This window comes from Haloarchaeobius baliensis (assembly GCF_052060055.1).
In the GTDB taxonomy this organism is placed as follows: Archaea; Halobacteriota; Halobacteria; order Halobacteriales; family Natrialbaceae; genus Haloarchaeobius; species Haloarchaeobius baliensis.
Map to the genome: position 1 here is coordinate 1,268,377 of NZ_JBPPFR010000001.1, position 15,803 is coordinate 1,284,179.

Genomic DNA, 15,803 nt, shown 5'->3' on the forward strand with positions numbered 1-15,803 from the left:
ACCGGCGTGCGGGATGCTCGCTCCGCGAGGTCAGCCGAGGACGAGCGGCTCGTACCAGTCGCGGTTCGTCTCGTACCAGTCGATGAACTCCGAGACACCGTCGCGGATGGTCGTCGTCGCCTCGTAGCCGATGTGCTCGGTGGCCTTCTCGATGTTCGCGTGGGTGTGTTCGGCGTCTGCCGCGAACCGCTCGTCGTACTCCAGCTCCGTGTCCGGTGCGAGCTGGTCGCGGACCGTCTCGGCGAGCTCCTTGATACTGATGTTGTCCGTGCTCCCGATGTTCATCACCTCGCCGTCGGCCGCGTCGGTGTCGAGGAGCACGCGGTTCGCCGCGACGATGTCCTCGACGAAGGTGAAATCGCGCGTCTGGCTCCCGTCACCGTAGATGACAGGCGCCTCGCCGTTGTAACACCGGGAGACGAAGTTGCTGATCGCCATGTTCGGTCGCATCCGTGGGCCGTACACGGTGAAGTACCGCAATGCGACGGTCGGGAGGTCGTACACCTCGGCGTACATACGGACGTACTGCTCCGAGGCGAGCTTCGAGACGCCGTACGGACTCACCGGGGTCGTCTGATGGTCCTCGTCGTACGGGAGGTACTCGGGTTTCCCGTAGACGGAGGAGGAGCTCGCGAAGACGAACCGTTCGAGCTCCGTCTCGCGGGCCGCTTCGAGCAGGTTCAGCGTCCCGCTCACGTTGACCTCGTTGTACGTCTGCGGGCGGTCGACGCTGTCCCTGACACCGACTCGTGCGGCGTGGTGATACACGACGTCGGCCCACTCGACGTGTTCCGCGACCGTCTCCTCGTCCCTGATGTCCCCCTCGACGAACTCGTATCCGTCTCCGGCCTCGCGGGCCGCCTCGATGTTGTGACGCTTGATGGCCTGTGGGTAGTTGTCGAACAGGGAGTCGAGGGCAACGACGTCGTGTCCGTCGGCGGCGAACCCCTCGGAGAGGTGCCCACCGATGAACCCGGCGCCGCCCGTGACCAGTATCTTCATCGTCTCCCTGAGGTTCACCCTGCCTCTCACAAGTACTTATCGTGATACTCTCGCCCGGGACTCCGTAACTCCTATCACCGCGATAGGGGCTACCTACCGAGTGATGAGGGAGCCGCTGATCAGCGTCGTCCTGACGACCCACAACCGTGCTGAACTGGTCGGTGACGCCATCGAGAGCGTGCTCTCACAGACGTACCGGAACATCGAACTGTTCGTCGTCGACGATGCATCGACGGACGAGACGGCGTCGGTCGTCGAATCGTACGACGACGACCGCCTGACGTACGTCCGACACGAGACGAACCGCCATCTTTCGGCCGCCCGGAACACCGGCATCGAGCTGGCGGACGGCGAGTACGTCGCGTTTCTCGACGACGACGACCGCTGGACCGAGCGTAAGCTCGAACGACAGGTCGAACGGTTCGAGCGCGCACCCGAGACCGACCGACCGGGACTGGTCTACTGCTGGATGGACTACTGCGAGGACGGTTCGGTCGTCGAGGCGTACCGGCCGACGCTCCGCGGCGACGTCTACCGCGAGACGCTCGGCGGGCAGCCGCTCGGGAGTGGTTCGACCTGGCTGGTCCTTGCCGAGGCGTTCGACGAGGTCGGTGGCTTCGACGAGGCCGTCCACCGGGGCGTGGACGGTGACTTCGTCCGGCGGCTCGCTCGCGAGTACCACGTCGACTTCGTCCCGGCCGTCCTCACGAAGTACACCGTCGGGCACGGCTCGGGTCGGATCACCGACGAGGACGAGGCGAGCATCCGGGAGGCGATCGAGTGCCACCGGCGAACGCTACAGAAACACGGGGACGCATTCCGGACGTACCCCGACCAGGAGGCGACGCTCCGTGCGAAGGTCGGCTGGCGACGGACCCAGCTCGGGAGCTGGGCCGACGGCATCGCCGAGTTCGACCGGGCGGTCAGACTCGCGCCGACGTGCCGGTCGGTGTACTTCTACATGGGTGTCGCCGTCTTCCACGCGTTCGAACGACTGTGGCGGCGGTTCGAAGGAAGCGACCGGCCGAGCGTACTGCGGACCCGACACGAGGGAGCCACTGATTGACGATGCCGGATGACTACGACGAGGAACAACAGATACAGGAACAGCAGTACGAACACCCCTACCACTACCTGCCACGGGTGGAGGACGGTCGATACACCCAGACGCAGTACTGGTCGTGGGGGATGCACTACCTCGGTGGGATGCGCGTCGTCCTCGACCAGCTCGCGGACTGGTCGTTCGACTCGGTCGTCGACATCGGCTGTGGCGACGGACGGTTCCTCCGGGAGCTCCACGACGCGTACCCGGCCGTGGAGTCCCTCGGGGTCGACTACTCGGAGCGGTCCATCGCGATGGCGGAGGGGATGAACCCACATCTGGACTACGAGGCCAGAAACATCCTCGAGGAGGAGCTGGACCGGGAGTACGACGTGGCGACCTGCATCGAGGTGCTGGAGCACATCCCGCCGGACGACTGTCCGGCGTTCGTGGCGGCCATCGTGGACACGCTCGCGCCGGACGGCAGGCTCGTCCTGACGGTCCCGCACGTGAACAAGGCGGTGGCGGACAAGCACTACCAGCACTTCGACGCCGAGAGACTCCGCTCGTTGCTCGACCCCCACTTCTCGGACATCGAGTTCGTGCCGTTCGACCGACAGTCGAAGCTGTTCACGGTCCTCGAACTCGCCCTGGGTGGCCGTGGCAACCACGTCATCGTCAACTCGCCCCCGATAACGAGCCGCCTCTGGCGGCTGTACCGGGACCGGTACCTCTACGCATCGACGGAGGACGACTGCCGACGCATCGCGGCTGTCTGTGAGCGATGAGCGCCGATCCACCGCAGGACGACCGGGAGCAGCCCGGGGGGAACGACGATACCGGGGTCGCGTGGCAGCCGCACGAGCTCGCCGTCGACACCGGCGACGGGCGACTGGACGACGCCGAATCGACCGACGAGAGCCCGCTCGTCACCGCGGTCGTGACGACCTACGACCGGTTCGAGGAGGCGACACGGGCCATCGAGAGCGTGCTCTCCCAGACGTACGAGCCCGTCGAGTTCCTCGTCGTGGAGGACGGCACCGAGAGCGGCGTGGAGGGGTGGCTCGCCGAGAACGGCTACGACTCGGTCCGCTACGTGCGCCACGCGACCAACCAGGGGCTCTCGGGTGCACGCAACACCGCAATCGCACTCGCGGAGGGTGAGTACGTCGCGTTCCTCGACGACGACGACAGCTGGAAGCCCGAACGGCTCGAGCGGGGCGTGGCGGCGCTCCAGTCGCTCCCGGCCGACGAGCGGGGGCGTGTCGGCGTCGTGTACTGCGCAGTCGAGGCCCGCGAGGACGGCCGGGTCGCGTCCATCGTGCCACCGGAGAACCAGGGGAACCTCAGAGCAGCCATCGTCCGCGATGGGCCGTCGACGCTGGAGTCCTCGTGTCTGTTCTCGAAACGAGCTCTCGTCGACGTCGGTGGCTACGACGAGGAGCTCGTCTCCTCGGTCGACCACGACATCTGGCTCTCGCTCGCCGTCGGCGGCTACCACGCCGAGACGGTCCCGGAGCCGCTCGTCGTCTCCTACGACGCGTTCGCGGACAGCATGATGACGAACACGGACGACCGGATCCGTGGCGTCGGGCAGTTCGTCGAGAAGTGGCGACCGACGTACGTCGACTGGTTCGGTCCAGAGGAGGGCGAGCGGCGGCTCCAGCGGTACTTCGCCCGTGTCATCGCCCGGCTGGCCGCGACGAAACTCGTCAGTGGCAATCTCGGCGAGGCGAGACGGGCCGTCGGTGCGGTGTTCGACCGGAGCGACCAGACATTCTACAACGTCTCCGTGCTGGCGACGCTCGTCGCGGAGTCCGCGGTGAAACGGTTCGCACCACCCGCGCTGGTCAGGCGTCTGTCGGCACTCCGTCGCTGACGGTCGGTCCGTCGCGCACGGACGCCGCCCTCGCTCACATGTAGCCGAGGTCCTCGAGCTGCTGCTGCCGGCTCGCCGAGAGGTCGTCGTGTCCCGCGCTCTCGGTCCCGTCCGCCGGGAAGGAACGAACGGCGGACTCGCACGCATCGACGAGGTGTTCCGGGGCGTCGTCGGTGTTGCGGGACGCCGTCCCCTCCCAGGCGTCCAGTTCGCCGGTCGAATCCGCGATGACGGTCCACTCCTCGTCGAACCCGACCACCGTGTGCGTGAGCGCCTCCCGGGTCACGTACCAGTCCGGGATGTGGTCGTATCGTTCGTAGGACGACTCGTGGAACGGGTTAGCTGGCAGTTCGAACAGGACCGGTGACTCCGGCGCCAGCAGGTCGCCGACCGGGTCGTCCGTATCGAGTACTGCGTCGGGATCTGTCGAGAGCTGGTCCGACAGCGCCGTCAGCGGGACCCGTCGTTCGACCGTCTCCGCGTCGATGGCCGGGTTCGCGAGGATGAGCGGAACGGTGCGGAGATGCTCGCTCACCGAGTCGAGGTGCCCCATCGAGCGCTCGCCGCGGAGGTCCGTCTCGCCGAGCACCTCGCCGTGGTCCGAGGTGACGACGACGAGTGTCTCCTCCCGCAGGTCACGCGCCTCGAGCGCGTCGAGCAGCTGGCCCACGCGTTCGTCGACGCTTCTGACCTCCGCCCGGTACGCCGCCCGCACCAGTTCGAGTGCGTCCTCGTCGACGTCGTCGGCGAAGTACCGGTCGAGGAACACCCAGCTGTTCGACAGGTCAGGGTCGAGTGCGTCGAGATCTGCACGGTCGTACTCCCCGTCCGTCTCCGCCGCCAGATGGCGTGCCGGTGGCTCGTAGGGGAAGTGCGTGTCCATGAGGTTCGCGAACGCGAAGAACGGCACCGCACCATCGGCGTGGCGGTCGAACACGTCGTTCAGCAGCCGTTCGGTCCGTTCGGTGGCACGGGTCAGCGAGCCGTAGTCGTCGCTGTCGAGGCCCGGCAGGCGCTCCCGGAGCCGGTAGCTGCTGTCGAGTTCGATCCAGACCGCCCGGAGGTAGTTCGCCAGACTCGCGACCGGGCGTTCGTGGCGGACTGCGTCACCCAGCACCTGCAGGTACGTCCGGAGTTCGGGCCCCTCCGGGGGCTGTCGGTGGCGGACCGCCGAGAACGGGTTCAGGCCGTGGGGGTTCAGCGGCCTGCGCGTCTCGTAGAACTCGTCGAAGCCGGTGCCGAACCCCTGGCCCTGAGAGAAGTAGATGTTCGAGGTGAGGCCGACCGTCGTGTAGCCACGGTCGCCGAACGCCTCGACGAGTGGGAGTCGCTCCATCTGCTGGTCACGGCGGAAGCAGTGGTGTTCGTGGGCCCACTCCCCGGTGAAGATCGATGCATGCGAGGGCAGTGACCAGTTCGCGGGTGCGACACACGATTCGAACGAACAGTTCTGGGCTGCGAGACGTGAGAGGTTCGGCGCCGTCTCCGGCGTGATGGCGTCGGTGCGGAGACAGTCGAGCACAAGATAGAGAACGTTGCGTGCCACGGTGGTTGTTACAATCCGGCGAGAGCGATAGAAAGTGCTTTCGGTTTCTGCGGTCTGCGGTGGTGTCAGACCGCTTCCCGGGACAACGGCACCTGCTCGACCAGCAGTTCACCGATGTGCTCGGTGGAGAACACCGACTCGTAGCGCTCCCGGCCACGTTCCGCGATGCGCTCGCGGTACCCGGCATCGTCCCGGAGTTCACGGATCGCCGCCGCGAGCGCGGCCGGGTCCTCCGGCGGAACGAGCACGATGTTCTCGCCGTCGGTGAACCACTCCTCGATGGCCGGAGAGCGCATCGTCACCACCGCGGTTCCGGCGGCGACCCCCTCGCTCACCTTGTTCGTGATGCTGGCCCGGGAGCGCGGGTCGTCGGCGAAGATGCCGAGCGCCACGTCGCCGCCGCCGGCCGCCGTCGAGAGCTCCTCCCAGGGGACACGCCCCCGGAACTCGACGTTCGGGGCGCCCACTGCTTCGACCCGGCTCCGGATGCGCTCCAGCTCAGGCCCCTCGCCCAGGAAGACGAAATCGATCTCCTCGTCGCGCAGGCGGTCTATCGCATCGACGACCGTATCGAGGCCGTGATGCGGGAGGAAGTTCCCCCAGTAGACGACGGTGAACCGGTCGAACGGGGAGTCGTCCCGTGGATGGAACCACGTCTCGTCGGCCCCCAGCGGGAGGCCGACGATACGGGCACGCGGGATCGAGTACAGCTCCGTGTAGAGGCGGGCGAACTCCGCGGTCTCGGTGAGGTGGTACGCCGGCAGCCGTAGCGTCGCCCGCTCGACCCAGTAGACCAGTCTCACCTTCCACGCAGCGTATCCACGCATCTCTCCGGTGCGGTAGAGGGAGACGAACAGGTCGTATATCAGGACGGCGTCGAGCCACCACGCACCCAGCGCCGCGACCGGGAGGACGAGCACGTTGAACTTCGTGACCAGGATGGCATCGACGTCGCCCTCGCCGGAGAGCTGCCACAGCCGCCGGAGTATCAGGGCGTAGAAGTACGGGAGCAACAGTAGCTTCTTGACGCCGATGAACAGCGGCTCCTCGCGGTACCGGCACTCCTTGACGGTCACCCCCTGGGACTCGAGCCCCTCGCGGAGCGACACCTCGCGGAAGTACTCGTAGTCGTAGTCACCGAGAAGGACGACCGTCCGACCGTCTCCACTCATCAACTGTCACTACCTCGCCGAAGCGCGGGCATAAACGTACCTATCGTTCCCCGGCGCACGGTCGGTCACCCCGTGATCGGGTTGCTCGGGAGGTTGCGGTGGACCGTCGTCCTGAAGTGCCGGGAGATGGCGAACAGGACGAGGAAGTAGACCCCGGCGCCGATGCCGACGAGCAGGCCGACGAACACGAGGTTGCGGTGGCCGACGTAGCCAACGAGTGCGGTCCGCGACCCCACGACGACACCACCCATCAGGAGCGCCGCGAGGACCTGTCTGCCGATCTCCCCGTACGGCGGGTCGATGTCGAACCGGGCTCTAGAGTACCGAGCGGACGCGAGGAGGGCGATACACGAGGAGAGGAGCGTCGCGACCGCCGCACCGACGATACCGAACTCGTATATCAGCCCGAGGTTCAACACGGTGTTCGAGACGACGAAGACGCCGTTCGACCGGAACGCCAGGTCGGGGCGGTCGATCGCGTTGAACGCGTTGACGAGCTGCTTGTTGAACGTCCAGACCATCGCGGCGAGGACGAGGATGCTGAACACCCTCGTCCCCGTCGTGAACGACGGGCCGTAGATGCGGAGGAGCCGGTCGCCGATGACAGTCGCGCCGACGAAGCCGGGGATGAGGATGAGCCCCGAGTACATCAAAGCATCCTCGGTCAACCCGACCACGGCAGCCGTGTTCCCCTCCGACGACTGCTTGCTCATCTCAGGGAAGAGCGTGGTCTGGATGCCGTTCCCGAAGATGGTCAGGAACATGACGACCGACCAGACGACGGAGTAGATGCCGACCTGGCCGGATGCGACGAACAGCCCGAGGACGGTCACGTCGAGGTTGCCGTAGAAGCGCTGGCTGAGGTTCCCGAGCCAGGAGAACTTCGCGAACTCGAACAGCGAGGCGAAGTGTTCTCGTCTGGGCAGCCGTGGTCGCAGGTCCATCACGAAGACGGCGACGACGCCGGTCAGGAGACTGGACGCCGCGTACCCGACGACCATCCCACCGAGCCCCCACCCGATGACGACCAGTGCGATCTGTATGGCGCTCTGGACGGCCTGCCCCCCGACCTGTAGGACGGATTCGACGTGGACCAGCCGACGGCCGTGGAGCACGCCATTGAGTATCGCCTTGAACGTGTTCAGCGCGAGCAGCGGGACGACGAACAGGACCGCAGCCGTCCCCACGTAGTCGTTGACCGGGCCGCTGAAGAGTACGACACCGGCCGCGGCGACTGCCGTCACACCCCCGGCGAACAGCAGCCCGGCACCGTAGTACCGCTCTGGCTCCTCCCCCTCGCTGATGCGTTTGGTGATGGATTCGGAGAGCCCAACCTGCGAGGCGACCCCGACCCACGACACGAGTGCGAGTATCAGGGCGAACTGACCGAGGACGGTCTCGCCGAGCTCTCTGGCGAAGTACACCGTCGCGACGAAGCCGAAGGCTGATGCCGCGAACCGAGAGACCGTGTAGAGCAGTGATGTTTGACCGAGTCGCATTTGTCTGTCGACCGACGAAGTGTCGGGTGTCTCTTCTCAAACTGACCGGTACGGTCTGAAAGTTGTGCCGCTTTCCGAGACGGCGGCACGGTGGCGGAGCTGCTTCGTACGGATCACTCCTCGTAGTCGTCCAGCAGGTTCGGCTTCAGGATGGCGTAGACGTAGCCGAAGCCCACCATCGCGGTGAAGACGAACAGCGCGACGAGCTGTTTCACCTTCGCCAGCTCGGGCTTTCTGACGAGCGAGACGAGCCGTTCGGGGACGTGTTTCGTGAGCAGGTCGGCGAGGTACTCGTTCTTGTCGCCGGAGGCCTCGGGGATGATGTGGTCCATGATGCGCTTCGAGTAGCCCTGCCAGAACGAGCGGCTGGCGAGCCACCGGAAGTCGCCGCGGTACTCGAAGAGCTTGTGGTGGACCTTCGCGTCGGTGTTGTAGATTACACCGCGCCCGTACTCGCGACGGATGCGCGCGCCGACCGTCGACTCGTGGGCCTGGATGTGCTTGTCCCCCTTCCGGCCGGTGTTCTCGTCGTAGCCGCCGACGTTCAACAGTACATCGCGGCGGAACGAGATGTTCGACCCGTAGGTGTTGCGCAGCTCCTCCATGTGCTCGCCGAAGCCCTTCTCGTCGCAGCCGACGAGCCAGTAGAACTCGTCGGGGAAGAAGTCGGGCTTCTCGACCTGCCAGTCCGGGAGGACCTGCCCGCCGACGGCGACGGCGTCGGTCTCCTCGTACGTTCGAACGAGGGTCTCGATCCAGTCGGGTTCGGCAGCGGCGTCGTCGTCGATCATCGCGACGATGTCGCCGGTCGCCAGCTCGGCACCCTTCGTCCGGGAGTAGGAGATGCCGCGGTTCTCGTCGTTGCAGTGGATGCTGACGGTCTCCTCGTCACCGAAGTCGGCGACGGCCATCTCGTGTACCTCCTCGTTACCGTCGATGACCAGGACGATCTCGATGTCGTCGTATGTCTGATTAAGAACACTTTCGACGGCTTCGGAGAAGACCTCGTAGCGGTCCGTCGGATACGTACAGATGACGACGGAGACGTTCATCGTTCGGATTCACCCCCGAAGCGCGAATAAGCGTTTTGCATCGTACTTTTCCGACCTGTTCGTCTCCGAAACGATTACACAAGGCTTATTCGTGGCTTCAGACTTTTCCCGTACAATGAGTACGTCGACCGGAGAGGAGGCCGACACCGAGCAAGCGACCTCGGGCTCCCTCCTCGAAGCCTTCGGACGCTGGTATCACGTGCCGAGCGTGGGCCTGATAATGCTGTTCATGCTCTGGGTCAGGCTCCAGCCGCTCGACAACTTCACCCGGAACGGCGAGATATTCTTCGCCGGCAACGACGCCTGGTACCACTACCGCCAGGTGTCGTGGACCACCCGCAACTGGCCGTGGACGATGCCGTACGACGTCTACTCGCAGTACCCGACAGGCGTCAGGGCCGACCAGTTCGGGACCCTCTACGACCAGATCGTCGCCACCGCTGCTCTCGTGGTCGGTCTCGGTGACCCCTCCCAGCACACCATCGGGATGACGTTGCTCGTCGCCCCGGCCGTCTTCGGTGCGCTCGTCGCGATCCCCACGTACTTCATCGGGAAGCGACTCGGCGGCCGCTCGGGTGGCGTCGCCGCCGCGCTGGTCCTCGCCCTGCTCCCCGGCGTCTTCCTCCGCCGCAGCACGGCCGGCTTCTCGGACCACCACGTCGCAGAGGTCCTCTTCCAGGCCTTCGCGGTGCTCGCCGTGATGGTCGCGCTCCGCTCGGCCGAACGAGAGAAGCCCGTCTTCGAACTCCTGCTCGACCGTGACCTGGACGCGCTCCGCGAGCCGACGAAGTGGGCCGCACTCGCCGGCGTCGCCGTCGGTCTCTACATGTGGGTCTGGCCGCCTGCGGTCGTCATCGTCGGTATCCTCGGTGTCTTCTTCACCATCGCGCTCGTCGTCGAGTACCAGGCCGGCCGGTCTCCGGACCATCTCGCCTACACCGGCGTCGTCATCGGTGTCGTGAGTGCGTTGCTGGTGGTTCTGAGCATCGACCAGTTCACGCTCGGCGTGACCTCCCTCTCGCCGCTCCAGGTCGGCATCTCGCTCGGTCTCGCCGTCGGCTCGGCGTTCATCGCCTACCTCGCCCGTGTCTGGGACGGGCTCGAGGTCGAGACGCTCCGTGCCGTCGTCCTCCCGCTGAGTGCGATCCTCTTCCTCGCGATCGTCCTCGCCCCTATCCTGGGCTTCTCGTTCCTCCCCTACCCGTTCGCCGTCGTCTTCGTCATCGCCGGCTCGCTCGCGTTCGGTTCCTACTCCGTCCACGAGGACGAGCGTCGGACCCACTTCCCGCTCGGTGTCGGCTCCCTGCTGATACTCGGGCTCGCCGGCGCCCGGTTCCTCGTCCCGCCGGTCTACAACCAGCTCATCTCTAGCCTCAAACAGACGATTGCACTGAGCGTCAGCGACAACATCCTGACCATCGGCGAGGCACAGTCGGTCATCGGTTCCGGCGAACCGTTCTTCCAGACCGCGACGCAGTTCTTCGGCTCGCAGTACGGGCTGAGCTACATCCTCGCACTGGTCGCGCTGGTCTGGCTCCTCTCGTACCTCTACCTCGGCGAGGAGTACCGCTCCGAGTACCTGCTCGTCGCCGTCTGGACGGTGTTCACGTTCCTGATGGCGCTGACGCAGGTGCGGTTCAACTACTACCTCGTCGTGCCCATCGCGGCGCTGAACGGGTGGTTCCTGGGCCGCATCGTCTCCTTCATCGGGCTCACGGAGCTCACCTCCGATTCGTACAACTTCGAGCTGTACCAGGTGATCACGATCGTCGCGGTGCTGATGCTCCTGTTCGTCCCGCTGACCCCCGGGACGAACATGACCTCGACGACGGTCGACAAGCAGGCACAGAGCCTCTCGCCCGGTTCCGTGCTCGTCTGGAACGAGAGCACGGAGTGGATGCAGCAGAACACGCCCGAGCCCGGACAGTACGGCGATGCCGACAACGAGCTGGGCTACTACGACCGCTACCCGAACCAGGACGACTTCGAGTATCCCGAAGGTGCGTACGGCGTGATGTCCTGGTGGGACTACGGACACTGGATCACGACCAAGAGCGAACGGATTCCGGTAGCGAACCCGTTCCAGGGGAACGCGGAGATCGCGTCCGCGTACCTCCAGGCACAGGACGAGACGCGAGCGAACCTCCTGCTGGAGGCGATGCCGAACGCTGACGACGCCGACGAGCGCCTGTACGAGCTCGACAACGACGAGCTCCGGAGCCTCATCGACGAGCAGACCGAACAGGAGGCCCACGAGGACACGCAGTACGTCGTCATCGACTACCAGATGGCTGGCGGCAAGTTCGGCGCCATCGCGACCTGGACCGGTCCGGGTCCGGGGACGTACTACAACCAGCGCGAGAACGTGACCGTCGGCGGGCAGCAGGCAGCCCTGCCGACCAGGTCGGACTCCTACGAGAACACGATGCTCTCCCGGCTCTACTTCGACGACGCCGAGGGGATGGAGCACTACCGGCTGGTCCACGAGGCGACGAACCAGCGCGTGTTCACCTCCATCGCGATCAACGAGTCCGGGAACCTCCGGCCGACGCAGTTCGTGAACCAGCCGCTGCCCATCCAGCAGTTCTTCCAGTATCAGCTCCGGCCGCAGTTCGAGACGTACAACACGCAGGCCGAGTCCACGGTGAAGACCTACGAGCGGGTTCCCGGGGCGACGCTCACCGGCCAGGCAGATGTGAGCGCTCCGACGAACGTCACCGCGCGTGTCGAGCTCACCTCGGACACGCTCAACCGGACGTTCAACTACACCCAGACCGTCCAGACCGACGGCGACGGCAACTTCGAGATCACCGTCCCGTACGCGACCAACGACGAACTGGGTCCCGAGGACGGCGCGACCGACGTGGCCGTCGAGGCGACGGGTGACTACGAGATCACCTACGACAACGAGTCCACGCGGGTGTCCGTCCCCGAGACGGCCGTCGTCAGCGAGGACAGCTCGCCCATCGAGGTCACGTTCGACGGGAACGCCTCGACGTCGTCCAGCGACGAGTCAGAGGAGTCGGTCGGCGACGTGGAGCGGACCGACGGCGCGCTGCTCCCCGTCCGTCATCACGCGCTGCTGGCGTAGCGAGTCGAAAGCGAACTGTTTTCCCGGCCAGGGTTGGTACTCACCGTCGATGCGTTCGTCACTCTCCGTCTACCTGAAGGGGTTCCTCATGGGTGCGGCAGACACCGTCCCCGGGGTCTCCGGCGGGACAATCGCCCTCATCACCGGCATCTACGAACGGCTGATCAACGCGATCACGTCCGTCGGACCGTCGGATGCCCGGCTCTTGCTGTCGTTCCACACCGCCGAGGGACGGTCTGACCTCCGTGACCTCTTCATGCGAGCCGACGGCGTGTTCCTGCTGATCCTGGGGTTCGGTATCGCCTCCGCGGTGCTCACGCTGTCTCGCGTCCTCGAACACACGCTGGAGCAGTTCCCGGCGTTCACCGCGGCGTTCTTCTTCGGGCTCATCGGTGCCTCGGCCATCGTCCTCTACTCCGAGGTCGACGTCGGCAGCCCGAAGCGGCTTGCCGTCGCCCTGTTCGGTATCGTGCTCGCGGCCGGCCTGTCGAGCCTGCCCGAGAGTGCGATCGGGAGTTCGTACCCCGTCGTCTTCATCGCCGGCGCCATCGCCGTGTGTGCGATGATACTCCCTGGCGTCTCCGGTTCGTTCCTCCTCTACGTGCTCAACCAGTACGAGTTCATGATCACGAACCTCACGGCGTTCGTCGACGGCGTCATCGCGCTCGCCGATGGGGGCGACCTCGCGTCGCTCACGGAATCGTTCACGGTCGTCGTCACGTTCTGCACCGGCGCGATGCTCGGACTCCTGACGATGGCGCGGGTGGTGAAGTGGGCGTTCCGGGAGTTCCGCGCGGGGACGCTCACGTTCCTGGTGAGCCTGATGGTCGGCGGTCTCGTGAAACCGATGTCGACCATCGCGACGGAGGCCCAGCTCGGCTCCACTCCCGAGGTCGCGGGCATCGTCATGTTCGCGCTGATCGGGGCCGGTCTCGTACTCGGTGTCGACTCGGTAACGGGAGATATCGACTACTGAAGCCGGCCTGAGGATGGCGAACCGATTGGTGATTACTGTACGACATTAGAACTGCCCGTCCGTACAGCTATACTAGTACTTTTTGGCCGCATCCTGCTAACTCTGTCACTGTAATAGACATATGCGTCATTTTTTGCTTTACAAAGTAACATTCCTTTACCAATATGGTAATAAGCCGTGAAATTTTATAAGTAATATTAAGATAATTTGATGTATGTGCCCGCGCACCATGCAAGTACAATGTCCGACAAAGGCACGATGTCCGACTGGCTGTCCGAGCACCCCCGAATGATTGGCGTCCTGTTCATGATCGGCCTGCTGCTCATGCAGGCCGCACCTGTCGTGGCGACTGGTGCCGAAGCTAGTCCTGGGCCGTAAATTCGTAGCGAACAGAGGTTCTACAGGAAGTCCACGGTCCCAATCGTATTGTTCCAGAACAGTTCGTTCTCGAACTCGACTGGCGAGATAGTCCAAGTGAGATAATCGACGAGTTCCTGCTCTTCGAGTTCGAGCGTCTTCATTCGCCCCGGCAGGAGATAGTACTCCTCAACGGAATCGAGCGTTGGAACGGTTCGAGATCCGAGCTGAAGCTCTTTCGTCGGGTAGGTCTGGATGCTGAGTTCGAACGATTCAGTACCGGACGATTCGACGTGACAAACCATTGGCGGACCGCCATCAGACTGGACGACATCGACGGATCCATCGCCCACGACGAGGTACTGTTCACCGATGTGAGTGTGTTCGTGGACGAGCTCGATAGCTGCGCGTAATGGGAATCCCAGGTTCAGGAAGTGTGCAACGGCGTGTCCGATTTCGACAGCGTGCTCGTTCACGACATCACCAAGCGTAGCCACGCCTCCGAACGACCCTTTCTCGACGAGTGCCTCTGCTTGTTCGAAGGAGCGGCACGCGTTGAGCAGGAAGACGTTTACCCCGACAGTTTCGAGTTCTCGAACGTCGAGCTCTCCGTCGGTACATCGAAGGCCGGTCGGCGTCGCGTGACCAATGTAGTGGAGGAAATCACAGGAACTCTCCATCAGCAGGTCGGCGAGTTCGTTTTGTGGTACACCGAAGTGGGAATCGATGTTGTAGGGTTGGTCGTCCCTGTCACCGTAGACGTTGTCCAAGCTCACCTGTTCGTCGAGCATTCGCGGATCGTTACAGACAACGGTGATGTTAATTGAATCACTCCGCTGCCCCTGCTTGAGCTGGTGTTCGAAGGAGTCAACGGAGGCTTTGGATGCACCCATCGGGAGTTGATTCCCGAACCAGGCATGCTCGATCGACTCGTCGTTAACTTCCGGTTCGATGAGGCGGAGTGACACCTCCTCCGGTGCCGAGTTGCGCGCGGAACGGCACACGCGTTTAGTCGAATCTGCGGTCTTCGCAGTTCGTGAAACAGACTTAGTCTGGCCACGCGTCGAACGGATAACTCCCAGATCGTTGACCACGTGGGGTACTGCCGACACGTGTTCCGGAATGTTTGGAAGGTGTGCAGTCAGACACCAGCGTGGCAGGTGTGGTTCCACGATCCCCTGTGGGACTGATAGATACGCCTCCAGTTGTTCTGAGAGCGAACATCCATACATCGACGCGATGTCGAACGGAAGGTCCGGTTCGACCTGCTTGCGTTCGTAGAGGTCGACTTGATGGATGCCTTCAGTGCGAACGACACAGTCCAGGAACAGCACACGCTTCAACAGGTCCGCAACGTCGTCCTCGAACCACATCCCCGTGGCGAGGTCGTGTTCGAATCTGTCCGTCCGCAACCTCGGTGCGTTGCCGGGAACGAGGTCCGCGCCGAGATAGAAGGCGAGAGGTGCTGCGGGATAGATGTATTCGAACTCCGGCGGTATTTCGATTTCCACACCAGTATTCGGCGGTGAGAAACCGTCGGGGATGTCTAGTTCGTCCCCCAGTTCGACGAGAGGGGGGTGCCCCCTGAGCGTCGGATACGAACGTTCGCACGCAGTCGTCTTAAGAGCGGACGAGAGCGTGCTGAGCGCCTGCATCATGTGCTCGGGGTTCTCCGTGGTGGTGATACTGCCGGCGGGATGCTTGTGATACGTCCGGACGCCGAACTCGACTACTGTCGGTTCGGTGAACGTGACTCGGGTCGAATCTGCTCCCTTCGTGATGTTCGGGGCCGCTTTGAACTGCCAGTAGAGTTTCAACGGTGCGGAGATGTCGAGGCTGTACCCGTTCGTTTCGAGGTTCGTGGTCGTGTGAGCACTCACCGGACCGTCGTATGTGCCACACTTGCTCCGGAGATACACCTCCTCGGCTCGGGCGATAGAAAGTTCGCTGGCCTCGATGGTGAACGCCTTGTCGACGGGGAACTCGAAGGATTCGGGGTCGGTCGGTGTCGGTGAGACCGGTTCGTCGGTCACGACCTGGAGGCGTCGCTGTTTGATCTGGTCGGTGATGGCGACGCCGCAGGGGTCGTCCGTTTCCTTGTAGCTGACCTTCATGGTGTTCTGACGGTGCTATCGACGGGTCTTGCTGTGAGGCACCTTGGACCGACTGCGCCACCACCCTGTCGTG

12 protein-coding genes are annotated in these 15,803 nt (G+C 64.3%); 6 read left to right on the forward strand and 6 right to left on the reverse strand.

What is annotated here, in order from left to right; genetic code table 11:
- Nucleotides 1-30: 30 nt before the first annotated feature.
- Nucleotides 31-1,002, reverse strand: a complete 972-nt coding sequence (locus ACSG06_RS06525; RefSeq protein WP_440990296.1) for a GDP-mannose 4,6-dehydratase — start codon at nucleotides 1,000-1,002, stop codon at nucleotides 31-33.
- A gap of 103 nt (nucleotides 1,003-1,105) precedes the next feature.
- On the opposite strand from ACSG06_RS06525, the gene ACSG06_RS06530 reads away from it, so the two are divergent.
- Genes ACSG06_RS06530 through ACSG06_RS06540 form a run of 3 tightly spaced genes read left to right on the forward strand, consistent with a single transcriptional unit; the run spans nucleotide 1,106 to nucleotide 3,923 of the window.
- Nucleotides 1,106-2,068 (forward strand): glycosyltransferase family 2 protein, encoded by a 963-nt coding sequence (locus ACSG06_RS06530; protein ID WP_440989455.1) that lies wholly within the window; start codon nucleotides 1,106-1,108, stop codon nucleotides 2,066-2,068.
- Between the two features lie 2 nt (nucleotides 2,069-2,070).
- Nucleotides 2,071-2,832, forward strand: coding sequence for a class I SAM-dependent methyltransferase (locus ACSG06_RS06535; RefSeq protein ID WP_440989456.1), 762 nt, complete (start codon nucleotides 2,071-2,073; stop codon nucleotides 2,830-2,832).
- Nucleotides 2,829-3,923 carry a glycosyltransferase family 2 protein gene (locus ACSG06_RS06540; RefSeq protein WP_440989457.1) on the forward strand — a complete coding sequence of 365 codons (1,095 nt, stop codon included), beginning with the start codon at nucleotides 2,829-2,831 and terminating at the stop codon, nucleotides 3,921-3,923. Before ACSG06_RS06535 ends, ACSG06_RS06540 begins: the two co-directional genes overlap by 4 nt.
- Nucleotides 3,924-3,957: 34 nt before the next feature.
- On the opposite strand, the gene ACSG06_RS06545 is transcribed toward ACSG06_RS06540, so the two are convergent.
- The 4 genes from ACSG06_RS06545 to aglG all read right to left on the reverse strand — a co-directional run bounded on the left by ACSG06_RS06545 (nucleotide 3,958) and on the right by aglG (nucleotide 9,192).
- Nucleotides 3,958-5,469 carry a sulfatase-like hydrolase/transferase gene (locus ACSG06_RS06545; RefSeq protein ID WP_440989458.1) on the reverse strand — a complete coding sequence of 504 codons (1,512 nt, stop codon included), beginning with the start codon at nucleotides 5,467-5,469 and terminating at the stop codon, nucleotides 3,958-3,960.
- A 65-nt stretch (nucleotides 5,470-5,534) separates the two neighbouring features.
- Nucleotides 5,535-6,641, reverse strand: a complete 1,107-nt coding sequence (locus tag ACSG06_RS06550; RefSeq protein ID WP_440989459.1) for a glycosyltransferase family 4 protein — start codon at nucleotides 6,639-6,641, stop codon at nucleotides 5,535-5,537.
- A 65-nt stretch (nucleotides 6,642-6,706) separates the two neighbouring features.
- Nucleotides 6,707-8,140: a flippase gene (locus tag ACSG06_RS06555; protein ID WP_440989460.1), complete on the reverse strand. Its 1,434-nt coding sequence runs from the start codon at nucleotides 8,138-8,140 to the stop codon at nucleotides 6,707-6,709.
- A 113-nt stretch (nucleotides 8,141-8,253) separates the two neighbouring features.
- Nucleotides 8,254-9,192: a glucosyl-dolichyl phosphate glucuronosyltransferase gene (aglG, locus tag ACSG06_RS06560; RefSeq protein WP_440989461.1), complete on the reverse strand. Its 939-nt coding sequence runs from the start codon at nucleotides 9,190-9,192 to the stop codon at nucleotides 8,254-8,256.
- A gap of 115 nt (nucleotides 9,193-9,307) precedes the next feature.
- On the opposite strand from aglG, the gene ACSG06_RS06565 reads away from it, so the two are divergent.
- The 3 genes from ACSG06_RS06565 to ACSG06_RS06575 all read left to right on the forward strand — a co-directional run bounded on the left by ACSG06_RS06565 (nucleotide 9,308) and on the right by ACSG06_RS06575 (nucleotide 13,637).
- Nucleotides 9,308-12,283, forward strand: a complete 2,976-nt coding sequence (locus tag ACSG06_RS06565; protein WP_440989462.1) for an STT3 domain-containing protein — start codon at nucleotides 9,308-9,310, stop codon at nucleotides 12,281-12,283.
- Nucleotides 12,284-12,332: 49 nt separating this feature from the next.
- A complete protein-coding gene (locus ACSG06_RS06570; protein ID WP_440989463.1) occupies nucleotides 12,333-13,259 on the forward strand; it encodes a DUF368 domain-containing protein in 927 nt (308 codons plus the stop codon).
- 240 nt (nucleotides 13,260-13,499) lie between these two features.
- Complete coding sequence (locus tag ACSG06_RS06575; protein WP_175526385.1) at nucleotides 13,500-13,637, forward strand: DUF7503 family protein; 138 nt, start codon at nucleotides 13,500-13,502, stop codon at nucleotides 13,635-13,637.
- 20 nt (nucleotides 13,638-13,657) lie between these two features.
- Here the strand turns inward: ACSG06_RS06575 and ACSG06_RS06580 are convergent, their stop codons facing one another.
- Complete coding sequence (locus tag ACSG06_RS06580) at nucleotides 13,658-15,730, reverse strand: hypothetical protein (RefSeq protein WP_440989464.1); 2,073 nt, start codon at nucleotides 15,728-15,730, stop codon at nucleotides 13,658-13,660.
- Between the last annotated feature and the right edge of the window lie 73 nt (nucleotides 15,731-15,803).

What these genes read in the sequence shown, in the direction of transcription:
- aglG (WP_440989461.1), bottom strand. Translation starts at nt 9,192, where the DNA reads ATGAACGTCTCCGTCGTCATCTGTACGTATCCGACGGACCGCTACGAG.
- ACSG06_RS06575 (WP_175526385.1), top strand. Translation starts at nt 13,500, where the DNA reads ATGTCCGACAAAGGCACGATGTCCGACTGGCTGTCCGAGCACCCCCGA.
- ACSG06_RS06525 (WP_440990296.1), bottom strand. Translation starts at nt 1,002, where the DNA reads ATGAAGATACTGGTCACGGGCGGCGCCGGGTTCATCGGTGGGCACCTC.
- ACSG06_RS06555 (WP_440989460.1), bottom strand. Translation starts at nt 8,140, where the DNA reads ATGCGACTCGGTCAAACATCACTGCTCTACACGGTCTCTCGGTTCGCG.
- ACSG06_RS06565 (WP_440989462.1), top strand. Translation starts at nt 9,308, where the DNA reads ATGAGTACGTCGACCGGAGAGGAGGCCGACACCGAGCAAGCGACCTCG.
- ACSG06_RS06550 (WP_440989459.1), bottom strand. Translation starts at nt 6,641, where the DNA reads ATGAGTGGAGACGGTCGGACGGTCGTCCTTCTCGGTGACTACGACTAC.
- ACSG06_RS06540 (WP_440989457.1), top strand. Translation starts at nt 2,829, where the DNA reads ATGAGCGCCGATCCACCGCAGGACGACCGGGAGCAGCCCGGGGGGAAC.
- ACSG06_RS06580 (WP_440989464.1), bottom strand. Translation starts at nt 15,730, where the DNA reads ATGAAGGTCAGCTACAAGGAAACGGACGACCCCTGCGGCGTCGCCATC.
- ACSG06_RS06530 (WP_440989455.1), top strand. Translation starts at nt 1,106, where the DNA reads ATGAGGGAGCCGCTGATCAGCGTCGTCCTGACGACCCACAACCGTGCT.
- ACSG06_RS06570 (WP_440989463.1), top strand. Translation starts at nt 12,333, where the DNA reads ATGCGTTCGTCACTCTCCGTCTACCTGAAGGGGTTCCTCATGGGTGCG.
- ACSG06_RS06535 (WP_440989456.1), top strand. Translation starts at nt 2,071, where the DNA reads ATGCCGGATGACTACGACGAGGAACAACAGATACAGGAACAGCAGTAC.